This window comes from Nitrospira sp. (genome assembly GCA_029194665.1).
In the GTDB taxonomy this organism is placed as follows: domain Bacteria; phylum Nitrospirota; class Nitrospiria; order Nitrospirales; family Nitrospiraceae; genus Nitrospira_D.
Window position 1 is genome coordinate 244,779 of record JARFXO010000002.1, and the last position, 17,951, is coordinate 262,729.

At 57.6% G+C, this 17,951-nt stretch carries 15 protein-coding genes; 1 reads left to right on the plus strand and 14 read right to left on the minus strand.

Annotation, left to right across the window (positions count from 1 at the left end):
* Window positions 1-92: 92 nt before the first annotated feature.
* From P0119_06850 to P0119_06865, 4 genes are all read right to left on the minus strand, one after another.
* On the minus strand, window positions 93-467 hold the full coding sequence (locus P0119_06850; GenBank protein MDF0665779.1) for a hypothetical protein: 375 nt from the start codon (window positions 465-467) through the stop codon (window positions 93-95).
* A 298-nt stretch (window positions 468-765) separates the two neighbouring features.
* Complete coding sequence (locus P0119_06855; GenBank protein MDF0665780.1) at window positions 766-2,415, minus strand: fibronectin type III domain-containing protein; 1,650 nt, start codon at window positions 2,413-2,415, stop codon at window positions 766-768.
* 146 nt (window positions 2,416-2,561) lie between these two features.
* Entirely contained in the window at window positions 2,562-3,335 is a 774-nt protein-coding gene (locus P0119_06860) for a toll/interleukin-1 receptor domain-containing protein (protein MDF0665781.1), read from the minus strand.
* 220 nt (window positions 3,336-3,555) lie between these two features.
* Complete coding sequence (locus tag P0119_06865; GenBank protein ID MDF0665782.1) at window positions 3,556-4,515, minus strand: integron integrase; 960 nt, start codon at window positions 4,513-4,515, stop codon at window positions 3,556-3,558.
* Window positions 4,516-4,975: 460 nt separating this feature from the next.
* Here P0119_06865 and P0119_06870 point away from each other — a divergent pair, with 460 nt between their 5' ends.
* Complete coding sequence (locus P0119_06870) at window positions 4,976-5,116, plus strand: hypothetical protein (GenBank protein MDF0665783.1); 141 nt, start codon at window positions 4,976-4,978, stop codon at window positions 5,114-5,116.
* Window positions 5,117-5,745: 629 nt separating this feature from the next.
* Here the strand turns inward: P0119_06870 and P0119_06875 are convergent.
* The 10 genes from P0119_06875 to P0119_06920 all read right to left on the minus strand — a co-directional run bounded on the left by P0119_06875 (window position 5,746) and on the right by P0119_06920 (window position 17,878).
* Window positions 5,746-5,979, minus strand: a complete 234-nt coding sequence (locus P0119_06875) for an addiction module protein (GenBank protein MDF0665784.1) — start codon at window positions 5,977-5,979, stop codon at window positions 5,746-5,748.
* A 200-nt stretch (window positions 5,980-6,179) separates the two neighbouring features.
* Window positions 6,180-6,833 (minus strand): riboflavin synthase, encoded by a 654-nt coding sequence (locus tag P0119_06880; protein ID MDF0665785.1) that lies wholly within the window; start codon window positions 6,831-6,833, stop codon window positions 6,180-6,182.
* Window positions 6,834-6,908: 75 nt separating this feature from the next.
* A complete protein-coding gene (locus P0119_06885) occupies window positions 6,909-8,078 on the minus strand; it encodes an MFS transporter (protein ID MDF0665786.1) in 1,170 nt (389 codons plus the stop codon).
* Window positions 8,079-8,116: 38 nt separating this feature from the next.
* Entirely contained in the window at window positions 8,117-8,827 is a 711-nt protein-coding gene (locus P0119_06890) for a hypothetical protein (protein MDF0665787.1), read from the minus strand.
* A 245-nt stretch (window positions 8,828-9,072) separates the two neighbouring features.
* Window positions 9,073-10,362 (minus strand): hypothetical protein, encoded by a 1,290-nt coding sequence (locus P0119_06895; GenBank protein ID MDF0665788.1) that lies wholly within the window; start codon window positions 10,360-10,362, stop codon window positions 9,073-9,075.
* Window positions 10,359-11,477, minus strand: a complete 1,119-nt coding sequence (gene ribD, locus P0119_06900) for a bifunctional diaminohydroxyphosphoribosylaminopyrimidine deaminase/5-amino-6-(5-phosphoribosylamino)uracil reductase RibD (GenBank protein ID MDF0665789.1) — start codon at window positions 11,475-11,477, stop codon at window positions 10,359-10,361. The genes P0119_06895 and ribD overlap by 4 nt, the downstream gene beginning before the upstream one ends.
* Window positions 11,474-14,242, minus strand: coding sequence for a pyruvate, phosphate dikinase (gene ppdK / locus P0119_06905; GenBank protein MDF0665790.1), 2,769 nt, complete (start codon window positions 14,240-14,242; stop codon window positions 11,474-11,476). Before ppdK ends, ribD begins: the two co-directional genes overlap by 4 nt.
* A 29-nt stretch (window positions 14,243-14,271) precedes the next feature.
* Complete coding sequence (locus P0119_06910) at window positions 14,272-14,763, minus strand: hypothetical protein (protein ID MDF0665791.1); 492 nt, start codon at window positions 14,761-14,763, stop codon at window positions 14,272-14,274.
* 62 nt (window positions 14,764-14,825) lie between these two features.
* Entirely contained in the window at window positions 14,826-16,988 is a 2,163-nt protein-coding gene (glyS, locus tag P0119_06915; GenBank protein MDF0665792.1) for a glycine--tRNA ligase subunit beta, read from the minus strand.
* The gene (locus P0119_06920) at window positions 16,985-17,878 is read right to left on the minus strand and encodes a glycine--tRNA ligase subunit alpha (protein MDF0665793.1); all 894 of its coding nucleotides are present in this window, start codon (window positions 17,876-17,878) and stop codon (window positions 16,985-16,987) included. Before P0119_06920 ends, glyS begins: the two co-directional genes overlap by 4 nt.
* Window positions 17,879-17,951 lie beyond the last annotated feature (73 nt).

Below are 17,951 nucleotides of genomic sequence, written 5' to 3' on the forward strand. Positions count from 1 at the left end.
CGCAGGGGACAAAGCGCCACATCGAGAATCGCCCCAAGGTGCCGACGCAATGAAGAGAATAGGTATGCACGATTCAAGATCCGACCCCAGCTTCATCTTCCGAAATCGACCTTACCCTCCCAGTCTAGTGCGTAGATTGCAGCTTCAAACTTCTCCGAAGTCTTGAATCGGTAATCTCTCTTGCAGTAAGCACGACGACGGTCGCGCTGTTCAGGCAAGTTGTACTCCTTCTGGAGTTCTTCGAGAGAGATGGGTTCTCCCCGGCGCTCACGGAGCAACAAGCGGAGCAGTCGAAGTGCGCCATCTTCAGCCTCTCTTAGCCTCGTACGGCGCGTCGCACGCAAGGTTGTGTAGACCCACCAAGCGAAGCCTGCAACCAAGGTGAGGCCGGTGAGAAGATGGCCGATGTCCACCTCAGCCTTGAGGGGTATGCCAAGGATGCTTAGCGGATCGACCGGTTGTGTCATGGGGATCTCTCCCTCGCTGCCCAACGGCCCCGCGGCTCACCGGCAGGCGCGGAGCAACCGGAGGTTGTGCAGCGGCTGTCCGGTGCAGCCGCTGGTTCGGGACGCGCTTCGCGTCCCGAACCACGCGCGCCAGCCGCGGGGCCGTTCGGGTGACGCGAAGCGTCGCCCGAACATAGAGCTAAGCCGACCGCTGGAGCGTAGCGGAAGCGGGTCGGCTTGAGCGTTTTGTTAGGCAAAGCTCGTCAGTCCCCATTACTACTCATTCGGCGGAACCGCTGGCACGTTCTACCTTACGGATTCAGGGACAGCTTGTAACAATAGAATTCGCAAACGTTCCCAGTGGGTCCTCGTCTTCAAAGGCGGTAAACGTCAATTGCCCTCCCGAGACGCATCGCACGGCGTGTCGTGACGAGAATTTTCCATCCGAGCCCGCAGTCTCCGGGAATTGCAGCTGCTGCAATTGCGCGTCGGTTATGCGCAGGACCACGAGGCTGTTCGGCGTGAATCCCTCGCCCGCAATGGTGAAGAGCGAGTTCTGCCCCGCGCCTTCGCTGGACACGCGGATCTGTCGAGACGGCGTGGTCGCACGGACTTCGTTCGATCTCGACGAGCCACCTGCGGCGTTCGTGGCGATAACGCTGATCGCGTAATCATAGCCGCTGCGTAGCCCGGTGAGATCGGCGCTGGTCGCGTCGCGTTCGACCTGCTTCGAATCATCGTGGTCATCCATGCCCGCGCGTGCGCCTTTGAAGCTGATGCTGAAACCATCCTCATTGTCTGATCTGTCGTCCCATGACACCGAAATTCGCCGATCGGTGACGCTGGTAACGCGCAGATTCGTCGGCGCCACTGGTCGGGCAAGGCCGCCGGCGGTCGCGTAAACGCCGCCAGCACGATCAGCGATGAACAGGGAGACGCGTCCGGTGATCGTGTCCTCCTCATCGGCGGCGACAGGCGCACCGGGCAGGGAGCTTCCTTGTGAAGCGCTCGACCACTGAGCCCAGTCGCCCTCCGGCGTGCCGAGCGAGATAAAAACTTCACCGCTCGAATCGACGATCGCCAGCGCATAGAGACCGCCGGTGCCGGGGAGCCTGACCATGCTCACGTGCGACCCGGAGACGGCCCGGTTTTCCGGCGCGTTCGACCAGGGGAGCCAGCCCGTTTCGGCGTTGCCGCTGGTCGTGCGGACCGAGCCGTCCGGATGCGACACCGCGAGAAGAAACCGGTCCATCCGCGTTCCGAAGGGAACGGCCGTGACAGGCGCGCCCGGAGCAATGCGAATGCCCGCGACTTCCGACCAGGGCACCCAACCGTCGACCGCGTTCCCGGACGTCGTGTAAACGCCCCCGCCCGGATCAGTCAGGAACACGGCAAATTTCGTACGCGCTGATCCGCTTGCGGTCCCAATCCGGACGGCAGTAACAGGTTTGCCGGGAATCGTTCTTCCCTCCGAAACGCTGGACCACTGACTCCACTCGTTGCGAACGCCCGAAGCGGTGTAGACGCCGCCGACAGGGTCTGCGAGAAAAAGCGAGACGCGGCCTTCCGGCGTGACATTCTCAACCGCCGTGATCGACGCGCCCGGAGTCGTCGAACCTTCGGATGCGGTCGACCACGGCGCCCATCCATCACGGGCGTTTCCGAATGTCGCATAGACGCCTCCGCCGGGGTCGGCGAGCGCGACAACAAAACTTCCTGGGTTTCGCATCAGCTCGACGGCACCAACTCGTGCGCCTGGCAGCGTGCTGCCCTCAGAAACAGTAGACCAGGCGTTCCACCCCCCGCTCGGATTTCCCGATGTCGTGTAAACGCCGCCTCCAGGGTCTGCGAGAAACAGGGTGAAGCGGCCCGGCCGACGTGCGCTGCTCACCACCGTCAAATTTCCGCCCGGCTCGCTAACGCCTTCAGAAACAGTAGACCATCTGTCCCAATTCAATCGATTCGCCATAGAAAACCTCCTTTTCGAAAAAATGACAATTGGCATTGCTGCCTAACGTTTTAGCTAAGCCGCCCGCGCAGGCCGCAGGCCGTCGCGGGTCGGCTTGAGCGAAAGGTTAGACCTTACGGTCGCCGAAATTAAGCAAACGTCGTGTGTCATGGGGCGGGCAAGTCCAGCAGTTCTTGGGAGCGGGCGAGCGCGGCTTCAACTCTAAGGAGTGCGTCGCGGACACAAGATATCTCGCTACTCCTTGCTGCAGCGCCGCCTCTATCCCACCACCTCCACGCGTCGCCACCGCATTGGCGGTCGGCGAGATCGTACCCATACGCCGTGTGCCGAGCTTCCTTCTCAGCGATCGACTCTAGCCAGGAGAGCAAGGCCATGATGTCGCCATGGTAGTCTTCAGCATCGCGTTCGCGGATTGCTGCGATACGCCGCGCAAGAATCGTGAGAGTCCCGGGGAAAATGTGATCCGGAATGCGGTCGTAGGCGGCCTGAGAATGTGCTCTTCTCTGTTTGTCATCAGCTTTGGACTTGTCTACTCGAGCTCTGACGCTCGCCACTAGGCGCTGCCAGTCAGGCGCGTCAGATTTGCCGTTCCAGCTGCAGAGGTCGGCCGTGTCGATGGCGTTAAAAGGAACCGGCAAGTTACACCGCTCAAGGAATACGGGGTGTAGCACGTCGCGTTCCAGTCCCTTCATTGCTTCAGCCCGGACGTAGACGGACTTGAGTGCCTCCTGCGTCCAACACACAAGAACACAGGCGGCTGACGTGACCTCACGTTCTATCTCGGCGTCGAAGCCTTCCCCGCTTCCCACATCAAGCCTCGCGTCGAACCAGACATCTAACTCTTCGCCGCGTAGTAGCTGCGCAATGCGATCGACGCGGGCTCGTTCGGCACGCTTGTAGGAGATGAAGACATCTGCCATGGTGAGGCTCCTTACAAAATCCGCAAGAGGCCGGAAGCGGATTCTCTGCGAGGTCTAACTATGAGTATATGGTTTCTTGATAAGATCCGACGCCAAGACGGTTTGCGGTATAGCACCCCAATGATAAACTGCCGAAAGTCTTGCCATGGGAGTGACTTATAGCATCTTCCCCTGACAGGAGGAGAAATAGATGGTTTCTGTCTAACACGCCGGCATCCTCTTACAGTTCGTCGACAGGACTCTTGACACCCCGGCCTCCGCGGTTCAAGATGTGGGTGTAGAGCATGGTCGTTTTGACGTCCTCATGCCCAAGGAGTTCCTGGACCGTTCGTATATCGTAGCCCCCTTCCAGCAGATGTGTCGCAAAGGAATGGCGAAACGTGTGACAGGTGGCTCGCTTGGCCAAACCCGCTTGCCTGACCGCGGCTGTCACCGCTTTCTGCATGATGGACTCATGGACATGATGGCGTCCCTCCTCGCCGGTCTTGGCATTTTCCCAGCGGTTCTCTTGGGGAAACACCCACTGCCACCGCCAGTCTCGTGGCGCGTTGGGATACTTGCGGTCGAGGGCCTCCGGCAGCAGGACGCGGCCCCACCCGTCAGCCACATCCTGTTCGTGAACGGCCTTAACCCGTGTGAGGTGCTCCCGCAGCGGAGCCTTGAGCGACTCTGGAAGCATCGTGACCCGGTCCTTGGCTCCTTTTCCGTCTCGGACGAATATCTCCATGCGGGAAAAGTCGATGTCCTGCACCCGCAACCGAAGGCATTCCATCAGACGCACTCCCGCGCCGTACATCAACGAGGCCATCAGCCATTTGTCACCCGAAAGGTTGGAGAGGACGGATTTCACTTCATCGCGCGTCAGGACCACTGGCAATCGCTTGGGCCTGCGGGCGCGAATGACGTCGCCAAGGTCACCCATCTCGCGCCCAAGGACGTGCCGGTAAAGAAACAGGATCGCCGAAAGGGCCTGATTCTGCGTCGAAGCACTAACCTTCGCCTTGACGGCCAAGTGAGTCAGGAACGCGTTGATCTCCGGCTCGGCCATCTCGGCAGGAGGGCGTCCCTGATGAAAGTGCAGAAACCGGGCGACCCAATGACCATAGGCCTGTTCGGTCTTACGGGAATAGTGACGGGCCTTCAACGCTGTGCGCAGACCCGTATGCACGGGAACGAGCATGGCCGGAGAGGGCTCCCCATTATCGTGGGTTCTCACGGCCCCAAGCACCGGATCGACGTCGACGGGTTTCCCAGGAAAGAGACTCAGCAGTGTGCCGAGCGTCTCTTGCTCCTGGGGAACTGTCCAATGCCGTTCTCGAGCATGCCAGCGGCGGCCTGCCAGCGTCTTGATCTTTGCCACATGATCGGGGGAATACGGGAGCTGCACGATCAGCTGTCCATCCTCACCCGGTCTGATCCGAATCGGAGCTGACGGCATGATCAATGCTTTATCCCTTCCCATATCCATGAGGAGCCGGAACAGGGGCGGCAAATTCTTGCGCCGAGCCAGTGGCTCTGTCAAGTCTCAGCTAGCCGGACTCCTGAGAATTGATTCCATTTTTCGGCAGGGTTGATGACGCAGGAACCGGAGAGGTTTTAACTCAGGTGTGGGCGAAGCAGCGCTCCCTCAACTGGGCTGAGTGCCGAAGCTGAAGGCCGATCGCTACAAATCAGATCAACCCACGTTTTTGGAGGTAGTCTTTGTCTATCACAATAGACGACTTAGGAAGCTGGTCACGCTCTTGAAGCAGCCGCTCGACGTACTTGCCGATGAGGTCTGATTCAAGGTTGACGGGATCATTCTCCCCCTTCAGGCCAAGCGTCGTGACCTTCGCCGTGTGTGGAATGATGGCGACGCTAAGTCACTACTCATGGCGGATCCTATTTGTTCTTACGGCAGCCTGTAAGATGCTGGAGAGGTTCGCAATCTCTTCGGCGAAATTTTGGAAGTAGAGATCGACACCCAGGGCCGCGGTATACTTTTCGACGAGATCCCTCGCCGTCGCATGGTCTTCGGGACTTACTCTCACCGTAATTTCGTCATGACTCACTTCCATTTCACCGCTTACTGAGGCGGCTCACCGGCGCCACAAAACGACGTCCGTGTGCAGCCGCTTGTTCTGCTATACCCTCTCTTCCCAGTACCCAGGACGGCGACTCAGATGTGCCACAGCGATAATCCGCACCATGTCCATGTGCACCTGGTATATAACCCCGTAAGGAAAGCGATTTGTCAGGCAGCGCCGCGTGTTTTTGGAGAAAAGTGATCCTACCTGCGGATAGTCAAGAATTCTGGCAATGGTCGCTAAGACTTCATCAGCAAGCTCGAGACCGAGTCCAGTTTGTCTGTGCTCATAGTAAGCAACCGCTTGATCGAATTCGGTTTCCGCCTCAGGATGAAAGGTGAATCTCACCGCTGGTACTTCGCTCGGATCTTTGCGAAAACCTGTTCACCTGGGACGAGTTCAACCATACCTGCCTGAATCTGGGAAACGCGCCGCTCTGCTTCCTCTACCCACAGTCGATTGATCTCAGCCTGAGTTGGCAAGTTTAGACTCTGGATGAGCCTTTCCACCAAGCCCGCCCGCTCGTCAGCCGGCAGCGAAAGGGCCTCTTCAAGTATCTTGTCTGCCGCAGTACCCATAGCCACCTCTCTGTTGCACCCAGCATACGTAAGTTGGTCACCGACGGCAACTCATTTGCGAACAGAACTATGTTTAAGCCGATCGACCTAAGCGCGGCATCCAGCAGTGTTAATCGCACGACAGGCGACTGGGAAACCGCAAAGATCAAGGCAGCAATCTGAAGCCTGCGACCGCCCCGCTATTCTTCCCTAATACTTCTTCAGATCAGCCCACGCTTCTGGAGATAATCCTTGTCGATGCTGATGGTGGCTTTAGGGAGTTGACCACGCTCCTGGAGCAGCCGCTCGACGTACTTGCCGATGAGGTCCGATTCGAGATTGACGGGATCATTCTCCCCCTTCAGGCCAAGCGTCGTCGCCTTCGCCGTGTGTGGAATGATGGCGACGGAAAAGCTCTTATCGCTCAGATCATTAATGGTCAAGCTGATCCCATCGACGGTAATTGAGCCCTTTGCGACACAATAGCGCAGAATCTCCGGAGGCGCTCCGATGGTGAACCGGATGGCATTGCTGTCCTGATGCCGGCTGCGAATGATACCGATCCCATCCACATGACCCGCGACAAGATGCCCGCCGATGCGTTCGTTGAGCCTCATGGCCCTCTCTAGATTGACCGGCAGTCCCACGGCGAAGCTGCCGAGCGTCGTCACCGCAAGTGTTTCGGGAGAAACTTCTACGGAAAAGTCACGCTCGCTTCTCGATACGACCGTGAGACAGATTCCATCCACACTCACGCTGTCACCGATCTTCAGGTCGCTCATCACCGTCGAGGCCAGAATCGTGAGCCTGGTTCCCGCAAGCGTTCTTCTCAGGACGGTAATGGCGCCTATTTCTTCGACGATACCGGTGAACATGTTCTAATTCTCGGTTTTCAAATCTCAAGTAGCAGTTGATGATTCAATGCCGCCGCATAGTATAACGACTTTTTGTTATTTCTTCCTCATAGCCAGCCAGAAAACGACAGCTGCTGTGATCTGCAGGCCTGCAATGACCATGAAGGCGCCTCCATAACTCATGCGCGCGATCAGCAGGCCTGCCAACAGAGGTCCGCTGGCATGCCCGATATCCATGATCGTCCCCTGCATCCCCATACCGGCTCCGAGCGTCTTAAACTCTGAACTATCTGCGACAAGAGCCGAGGAAGATGAAGACACCACCGCCTCGCCGAAACCAAATCCGGCCGACAGCAGGAGCAGGACGGGAAACATCGCTACATATGGGATACAGACGAAGGATCCGGCGCATATCGTTAGACCAAGGACAATCAGCGGCTGACGACCGACTCGGTCTGATATCCGCCCCATAATCGGCTTGGAGAAGAACGACGTAAAGGCTTGGACGGTAAACAAGAGCCCGACTTCGCCGGGATTCAAACCTACGGCAACTCCGTACAACGGCAGAAACGCCATCAATGCTCCATTCGCGATCATCTTGGCGGCGTCGGTCATGCTGGTGATCAGCACCTTGCTGTTTTTGGCGACGACGGCAAACCCCTTCCACATTTCGGACAGCACCACAGTCAGCCCCTGTTCCCTCCTATCCGGCACCGAGACGTCGAGATGAAGGCTATAGAACAACAGCATGGCGATGCAGCCGAAGACGCCGGCCGTGACAAACGCTGTGGGGAAGCCCGCCGCATGGACGAGGTACCCTCCGAGAAAGGGGCCCAAGAGAGAACCGGACTGGGTGCATGCCGTATAGGTCCCGAGGGCCGCACCACGTCGTTCCCGATAGAGCTCCGCCACGGTGGCTAGAGCGCTCGGAGCGAAGATGGCCGTTGCAAACCCGTGAAGAAACCGTAGTGCCGTCAGCGCATCCAAGTTCGTAATGAAGGGATAGAGAAACGGCGGTAGCCCGAACGCTACCACGCCGATCCGCAGCAAAAATCGCCTTCCATAGATATCGGAGAGGGCGCCGGACGGCAGTTTCAGCAAGACACCCGTCAAGGTCGAAACGGACACGATCAGACCGATCCGCTCCGGGCTCGCGCCGAGCGATTCGGCGAACAAGGAAAGCGCGGGCATCCGCACCATGTTGTAGCTGATGAAGCAAAAGATACCGACCGTACAGATCAGCACGAAACTGCGCGATGTCGTCATGGGATCGACCTACCGTCCAAGCTACCTTCGCTTGTGCTCTATGGACCCATCAGCGTCTGTTTCAGGAACGCCACGTGATGCTCCGGTAAAGCCGGCGGGTTCGCCAGTTCAGACATCACCCGTTCAGGATCCAGCCTCATCACTACTCCCAACCGATCGACAGTCTCCACTCCCTTTTGCAACCGGCTTGTCACGACCTTAGAAACCAGCGGATGCAGCAGGGAAACCAATCCTGAAAGAAAACGATTATCCAACTTGGTGTACGCCACCAATGTGCTGTTCGTCGTTTCATTGTTGTTCGCGTCTCGCATGGCACCGGTCCTGAGAAAGACGACTGCTTTCCCCGTCACGTGAGGAAGCAACCGGCCTTCATGAATTCCCTCAAGAAAGTAGATGCGGCTCGTAGGATCCTCGTACACCAGCTCAACGATGCCCTTTGTCCCCTCGCCGTCATCGCCCCAGAAGCGGCCCGGGCCTCGCGCTTCCGATCGGTAACGACCGAGGTGCAGGCGCCTGATCATATCTGCTGTAAAGGGAGGATGATCCAACAGATGCCGATACAGCGGTTCGGATAGAGCGGTTCGGATCGGGCCGAGCCTGCTCTCGGTCGTATGATTCTGAATGATGGCTTGCAGTCTACAGGCCCAGTCGGGATTCACTCGTTCGACGGGAAATAGGAGCCCGGCATGATCGGGGGGCAATGTGCAGGCTTCCGCCCGGCCATACCCGGCAGACACAAGAATCCCCATAACGATCCACACCACAAGCATGTGAGTCACAGGACAAGGAGTCTGTCCGACATTGCCGTTCGTTACGAGGTGAAGGAGGTGCCGGCAGATGCAAGGCCACAGGTCACGAAAAACCGGAAGCGTATTCACTGGAATACGTTGAGGATTTTTCGGGGCCGAGAACGAAGCAGATGCCGATACATCGTTTGCCGCAGTAGAAAGGTCAATGTCGGACAGGCTCCTACGCTGGAACCGCCACGCAGAGATCATGAAGCCGGCTTCGCTGTGTCAATCGTGAGATGAACGGGGAAGAGTCGCTCAGGGTCCTGTCGCAGTCTGGCTTGTCTCAACAGGGTTTCGACTGATGGAGTCACAGTTCCTTCGAACGAGAGACGGCCGTTCGTCACCACCGTGAGCGGTTTGGAGACATCGATCAATTGCTCGTTCAGGAATAGGCTATACCGTCGAACATGCTCGGCCTTCACCTCAATGCGATTGCGTGCGGCAATCCAGGCGTCAAGCCTGGCATACACTCGACGCTTGATTCGTTCGTCACGTTTGTCAACCAAATCATCTGAAAATGCCGCGATCGGATCGGTCGCATCGAGGCGGATCCAGTTGAACGACTGAAAGTGGCTCCCGTCACGGACGACGGTCAGGTTGGTCGGCAAGGGGTCACGGCGCTGACGATTGAACCAGTCAACAAGGTCCGGTAACTCCTCTCTGGGGAAATAGTGCCCACCTGCCATGGAATGCTCACGTTGATGCTCGCGATACACATAGAGATAGCCGAGCCTGTCCAGCTCTCGGGCGATCGAGCGGCTCAGCTCCACCGGCATCACCTGATCTTTGGCCCCATGAATGATATAGACCGGCGTGTTTCGAAGATTCGCTAGAAACGGCATCAATACATCATCCAATCCACTCGCCATGGGTGCCAGGCCGGCAAACAACGGCGCATGATGCATCCCAATCAACCACGTACCGATCCCGCCGTTCGACATGCCTGTGAGAAACACGCGATCGGGATCCACATGATACCGGTGCACGACTTGCTGGATCGTCTCCAGCACCAGCTCTTCAGCACGCCTTGTAAACCAGGCAGCGGAGGGATAGGAGGGGCAGGCCAATAGATAGTCCTCGCCCAGTCGTGGGCGCCATCGCTCCAAATATTCCTCGCCGGTAAAACCAAATCCATGCAGACACACGACTAATGCATAGGCCTTCGAAGCTTGGTACGTCGGCGGGATGAACAGGGACAGTGGGTACTGCTGTCCACGGATCACGATCGGTTCTTCCGGAAAACTCCCGACTGGTTGGTTCTGATAGACCCGTTCATTTCTTATAATATGAGAGACTGTTGCGACGGACGCATGTTGGTCGAGGAGAATGCGCTGCAACAACCGATCGGTCTCATCACTGTCATGGGCTGCTAGGTACCGGACGACGAGCGAAGTCAGACTCTCGACGACCGATACCGGCTCCTCTGCAACGCTGGAGTTTATTCCGCCGCCAAGAACCACTGACAAGGTGATGACTCTTATCCAGACAGTCACAGATCGCCTTCCACCACAAAATCATTGCCGACGGATCGTGTCACGATACGGCGTAACTTGATCGCTCCAGCGAGCCGAGCCGGACTTGCTCCCCCGATCACACCCTTGGCATTCTGGCCACCAAGAAGTAGTGGCGCCATGTAGAGCCGAATGTGATCGATCAACTTTGCCTTCATCATCGCCGCATTGATCTCGCTTCCTCCCTCCACGAGCAGGGACAGGATGCCGCGCCGACCGAGCTGCTTGAGCAGAGCGGGCAGCGAAACACGACCTTGCAGAGCGGGCAACGTAAGGATCTCTATACCCTGTTTTTGCAGGACCGATCGTCGAGTTGTTGGAGCTGCAGCAGTTGTCGCGACAATCGTTTTAGCCTTATCCTGTTGCGCCAGGATCTGTGCATTGAACGGGGTGCGCAGCCGGCTATCGACCACGATGCGAAGGGGCTGCCGTAGAGCTAATTTATCCAGTCGCGGTCCCGTTCTCGCTGTTAGTGAGGGATCATCAACCAGAACGGTGCCTACTCCGATCAAGATTGCATCGACAGCACGACGAAGTTGATGCACCTCCCGACGAGAGGACGTACCCGTAATCCATCGCGACTCCCCCGTTGCCGTAGCGACCTTTCCATCAAGCGTCATGCCAGCCTTGAGTATCACATAGGGACGGCTTGTTTTCATCCAATGGCAATAGAACTTGTTCAGTGCTTCCGCCTCAGACCGAGCCACGCCGATCGTGATTGCGAGTCCGGCCTGCCGAAGTGCTGCGGCTCCTCTTCCCTTTACTGATGGATTCGGATCGGGCATCGCGACCACGACACGACGAACACCTGAACGAATGATCTCGGGGACACAGGGAGGAGTCCGTTTCTTCAGATGACAACAGGGCTCAAGCGTCACATAGAGGGTCGCGCCTCGAGCACCCTTGTCTGTCTTTTGCAGCGCCAGAATTTCTGCGTGAGGAGTCCCTGGTCGGAGATGAAAACCCTCCCCGATGATTCTGCCTTGACGAACCACCAAGGCTCCGACCATCGGATTCGGGCTTGTCGTTCCCTGGCCCTTCGCCGCCAGGCGAAGGGCCAGGGTCATGAAGTAGAGATCTCGTTGACTGCTGGTCACCGTCTCTTGCGGCGTGAGGTCGACGGCTTGCGTTCCGTCCGAGCCTTTTTCCCCGCCGGTTTCGCACTCGATTCCGCGATGGCTGCCTGCGCCGCCGCCAACCTCGCGATCGCCACGCGGAAGGGGGAACAGCTGACGTAATCCAATCCCAATTGATGACAGAACTCGACGGAGCTGGGATCGCCGCCATGTTCGCCGCAAATGCCGAGCTTGAGCTCAGACCTTGTCTTGCGCCCGCCTTCGATCGCCTGTTTCATCAGTAAACCGACGCCTTCGCGGTCGAGCACGGCAAAGGGATCCGAGTCCATGATCTTCTCGGTCTTATAGAAATCGATGAACTTGGCCGCATCGTCGCGTGAAAAGCCGAACGTCGTCTGAGTCAGGTCGTTGGTCCCGAACGAGAAGAACTCCGCCTCCTGCGCAACCCGATCGGCCGTCACCGCCGCGCGCGGCAACTCGATCATCGTGCCGACCAGGTAACTCAACTTGACGCCATACCGCTTCATCGTCTCCTGGGCGACTTCTTTCACGAGATCTTTCTGCGACTTCATTTCGGAGACCATGCCGACGAGCGGGATCATAATCTCCGGCACGATCTTCTTGCCTTCCTTCGCCAATTCGCAGGCCGCCTCCATGATCGCCCTCGCCTGCATTCGGGTGATTTCCGGCATCGTGATGCCCAACCGACAGCCACGAAGACCCAGCATGGGGTTGAATTCATGAAGTTCTTCCACTCGGGCCAGCAAACGGCGCTTCTCCTCGAGATTGGCCTCGTCATTCTCGGTCAATTCCAGCTGCGCAATCTCCACCATCAATTCTTCGCGCTTGGGCAAAAACTCGTGGAGCGGCGGATCAAGCAGACGAATCGTGACCGGATATCCCTGCATCTCCCGATAGAGCCCGACAAAATCTTGTTTCTGCAGCGGCAGAAGTTGCTCCAAGTACTTCTCGCGTTCTTCCTTCGTCCGCGCCAGAATCATCTTCTGCATGATCGGAATACGATCTTCGGCGAAGAACATGTGTTCGGTCCGACAGAGACCGATACCTTCCGCTCCGAATCCTCTCGCAATTCTAGCCTGGTCCGGCACGTCGGCGTTGGCCCGGACACGCAACCGGCGTACGCTGTCCGCCCACGAGAGTAACGTCGCGAACAGCTGATACTTCGGCGACTGCTTGGCATCCAGCTTCCCTTGCACCACTTGAATGATTTCCGACTCCACCACCGGCACATCGCCGTCGTAGACGTTCCCCGTCGACCCGTTGACGGAGATATAGTCCCCTTCGCGAAACACCTTCGAGCCGATCCGCACCGATTGAGCGTCGATCACTTGCACCGCGTCGCAGCCGGCCACGCAGACTTTGCCCATCTGCCGGGCGACCACCGCCGCATGCGACGTCATCCCGCCGCGTGCGGTCAAAAATCCGGTCGCCGCGTTCATGCCGTGAATATCATCCGGGCTGGTTTCCTCGCGGACCAGCACGACACGTTGACCTGCTGCTTTCATCTCGACCGCGCGGTCCGGCGTCAACGCGATTTTGCCTGCTGCCGCACCGGGACCGGCCGGCAACCCTTTGCCCAGCGGAGTCTGGCTGGATTCCACCGTTGAGTCGAAGATGGGATAGAGATACTGTGCCAGCTGATCGGGGCTGACGCGCTGCACCGCTTCGCGCTTCGTGATCAGTCCTGCTTTCACCATTTCGACGGCGATACGGACCGCCGATATGCCGGTCCGTTTCCCGACGCGGGTTTGCAGCATGTAGAGCTTGCCCTCCTGAATCGTAAATTCCAGGTCGAGCATGTCTCGGTAATGTTTTTCAAGCTTCTTATACGTGTGTTCAAGATCCTTGTAGGCAGCCGGAACGTTCTTGGCGAGTGCGCTGACCGGCAGAGGCGTTCTGATGCCGGCCACGACGTCTTCACCCTGCGCATTCATCAGACATTCGCCGAAGAATTTATGCTCGCCGGTATTCGGATCGCGGGTGAACGCCACGCCGGTCCCGCTGGTGTCGCCCATGTTGCCGAACACCATCGCCACCACGTTGACGGCGGTGCCCCAATGGTCCGGAATGCCGTTCAGCCGCCGATAGGTAATGGCGCGCGCGCCGTTCCACGACGAGAACACCGCGTTGATCGCCATCCGCAGCTGCTCATTTGGATCGTCCGGAAAATCCTTCCCCGTTTCCTCCTTCACTAACGACTTGAATCGTCCGACAAGGTCTCGCAAGGCCCGCCCATCCAATTGTGTCTCGTGGGCCACCCCCATTTCTTCTTTCTTGTGGTTCAGAATGGCTTCAAAGTGTTCGCGAGGCACCCCCATGACGATGCTGCCGAACATCGTGACGAAACGGCGATAGCTATCCTGGGCGAACCGCTCATTCTTCGTCTTGGCGGCAAGCCCCTCGACCGTCTTCAGCGTGAGGCCCACATTCAGTACCGTGTCCATCATGCCGGGCATCGATGCGCGGGCGCCGGATCGCACGGACACCAGCAACGGCTTCTCAGGATCGCCGAACCCCATCCCCATCGACCGCTCCACGCGCTTCAGCGCAGCTAACGTCGCCTCCCACATCCCGGATGGATATTTCTTGCCCTGTTTGTAGTATTCGATGCAGGCTTCGGTGGTGATCGTGAAGCCCGGCGGGACTGAGATACCCAAATTGGTCATCTCGGCCAATCCCGCGCCCTTTCCGCCGAGCAGTTCCTTCATGTTCGACGTGCCCTCGGCTTTGCCGTCGCCGAAATAGTAGACATATTTCTTTGCCACGTGATGTCTCCTTCCAGGAAGAGTACGGATCAATGAGCGGGCGACGCGCGACGACCCTCGGTTGATTCCAGACGAAGCCGATAGCGGTTCACCAAGAACCACTTCGCCCTTACGCCACCGACGATAATGACGGTGACGAACAAGATCAGCATCAACAATCGGTAATCAGCTTGAATACCCTGATCGACGTAATACTGGCCGTCAAGTCCCTTCTTGAGCTTCGTGTCCGGCTGCAGATAATGAGGTTTCCCGCTCGGGTCGGAGAGAATAAGCCATTCCGAGCAGAGCCGAACCGGTTCGTTCATGCCAGGGAATGACTGCCACGTCAGTCGAAGACACACGTCCTGTTTTGCGTTGAACAGCTCAGGTGTCTTCACCAAGTCATCCAAATTGATGCCGCTGAGTCTAAGCCCGAGGAGGAGGATGGCATTGCAGAGCACCATCAAGGTCAGCGAGACGCCAAGAGAAAATCGTCGGATCTTGTCCGCCCGACGGCCTACGTCCGTCCTCGGCTGATCCATGGCCGCTCCAGTCTTGTTTCACGTCTCGACGACAGGATGCCTGTCACTCAGTCCGATTTGATCTACCGTACTTGTACCACAATCTGTGAAAAATCTGCGAACCTCCCGAAGAAACCATCCGCCACATGTCTCAGCAACGAAAGCCGATTATGACGCAAGGCAGAATCCTCGACATTGACCATCACCGACTCAAAAAACCGATCGATGGACGGCTTCAACTGAACTAAACAATCAAGCGCGTCCTTATACTGACGCTGCTCGATCAGCCTGTCGTACCTTTCTTCCATTGATTGCAATCGCGTATGGAGTTCGCGCTCCGCGTCATCTTTGAACAACGATGAGTCCACCGCGGTCGGCTCCGACCTCCTCACTCCCTCTTTCCTTAAGATATTGTTCGCTCGATTGAACCCGACGATCAAGGGGTCAAATTCCGGAAGGGAAGCGGTGGTCTGTAGGACCTCCATTCGGCGAGCAAGATCGATCAAATCGCATTCGTTCGTGACGGACCCCGTGACAGCGTGCATCACATCATCCCGCAGGTTCTTCGTCGTTTTCATGTAGAACCGAAACCGCTCAATGATGAATCCAAACGGATCCTCTACGCTCGACGCTGCCGGTTTGACATCAGTCTCCAGGCCCTGCCTGACGCTCGTGAGCATCCGACGCAGGTCTAATTTGATGGTGCCTTCAATCACGATTCGCACGACCGACAAAGCATGCCGCCTCAAGGCAAACGGATCCTCTGACCCCTTTGGGATGATGCCGGCCTGAAAAAAAGCCACGATCGTATCGAGCCTGTCGGCTAGTCCCAGCACGAGCCCTTCGGTCGTTTCCGGCAAGGCCCCGTCCATCCCCCGCGGAACATACTGATCCCGGATGGCGTCGCAAACCTCGCGCTTCTCTCCATCGTGCTCCGCGTAATATCCTCCCATGATGCCTTGAAGCTCCGGAAATTCCCCCACAATGCCGGACAGCAGATCCGCTTTACAGAGTTGGGCTGCTCTCGCACAGGCCTCGATAGAATCCTGTGGAAGCGCCAGCGAGCCGGCAATGAGACGAGCAAGCTTGCAGACTCGTTCCGCCTTGTGAGCCATCGTGCCGAGCTTCTGATGGAACGTGACGCCGGCGAGTTTCTTCCCCCGTTCCTCCAACTTCACCTTACGGTCCTCGTCAAAAAAGAACTTCGCGTCGGCCAATCTCGCTGCCAGCACCCGTTCGTTCCCCGTCCGAATCAGCGACATATTTTGAGGTTCATTGTCGGCGATTGTGATGAAATGAGGCGCCAGCTTGCCGGACTGCTTGTCCCTGACCGAAAAGAATCCTTGATGGTGCTTCATCGACGTCATCAGGACTTCCGGTGGAACCGCCAAATACTCCGGTTTGAAGTTGCCTAGGAGGGCACAAGGCCACTCCGTGGTGTACACCGCTTGATCGAGCAGGGCATCATCTGCATTCAAAGCAACGCCCGCTTCGGCACAAAGACCGTCGATGTGTGTCTGAATCTTGGCTCGGCGTCGCTCAGGATCAACCATCACCCCTCGCCGTTCGAGTTCACGGCTATAGGTCTTGAAATCCCTCACGATGATAGGTTTTCCGCCGCCCATCACGCGGTGACCGAACGTGCGATTGCCTGCCCGGATGCCGGCTATCTCCACCGGCACGACACTTCCCCCGAAGAGCGCAACGATCCACCGTACGGGCCTGGCAAAACGTAGGCCCGTTTCGTTCCACTTCATGGCCTTGGGAAAAGAAATCTTTGCGACAAGGTGAGGCAGTAGTTCCGTAAGAAGGGTTGCGGTCTCCCGCCCCGCATCGTGCTTGACCGCGAAAAGATACTCGCCCTTCGGGGTTTCGCGAAGCTCCAAACTTTCCACTGCAACGCCCTGGCCCGTTGCGAACCCCATCGCTGCTCTAGTGGGTTGACCGGTCTGGTCGAATGCCACCATTCTCGATGGCCCCATCGTTTCCTTGACAACCGCAGTTTGATGGGCAAGCAAATCGTCCACGACCAAGACGAGCCGTCGTGGTGTCCCATAGGTGTTGACGGACTTGAACGACAATCGCGCATCCTGAAACATACGGTCGGCTGATTCTCGAAGGGCCGTGAGGGCCGGCGCGACAAATTCAAACGGCAGCTCCTCCATGCCGATCTCGAACAAGAACTCGGCGGTCGATTTGAGACTGCGGGGTTTTTGCCGAGGTTTCTTCACGAGCGTGCGTTTCATCGATGCGTCACCTGCATCCTCATGAGCGGATGCCCCATCGAAGCCCGCTCCTCGATATAGCGCTCGGCACATTGCCTCGCCAGCGCCCGCACCCGCGCAATGTAACCGGTCCGTTCCGCGACACTGATGGCGCCGCGCGCATCCAAGAGATTGAACGCATGGGATGATTTGATGCAATAGTCGTAAGCGGGCAAGGTCAAGCGCTTGTCGGCCTGCGCGAGCAATCGTTTGCACTCGGCTTCGTTTGCCTGGAACGCTTGCATGAGCATGCTGACGTCCGCTTCCTCGAAGTTGTACCGCGACCCCTGCACCTCAGTTTCATGGTGAATATCGCCATACTTGATCGAGTCCGTCCAGACCAGGTCGAACACGTTGTCCACCGCTTGCAGATACATGGCGATGCGCTCCGTGCCGTACGTGATTTCGCCCGTGATCGGAGCCAGTTCAATCCCGCCGATCTCCTGAAAGTAGGTAAACTGGGTAATTTCCATTCCATCCAGACGCACCTCCCAGCCAAGTCCCCAGGCTCCCAGCGTCGGCGACTCCCAATCGTCTTGGATGAAGCGAATGTCGTGCTCCTTTGGATTGATTCCCAGCCGGGACAGACTCTCTAGATACAGCTCTTGGATATTGTCCGGTGCAGGCTTCAGCACGACTTGGTACTGATAATAGTGCTGGAGACGGTTGGGGTTTTCGCCATAGCGGCCATCAGTCGGACGGCGGCAGGGCTGCGCATAGGCCGCCCGCCATGGTTCCGGTCCGAGTGATCGCAGGAACGTGGCCGGATGAAACGTGCCTGCACCCATTTCCACGTCATAGGGTTGATGAACGACACAGCCTTGATCGGCCCAGAAACGATGGAGGGCGAGAATAAGGTCTTGAAAATTCACGGAGATACAACCTGGTTGGGCAAAGAACGGATGTCTGCTCTGAAAACAAGCGCCAAGCTAGCAAGAATACTTT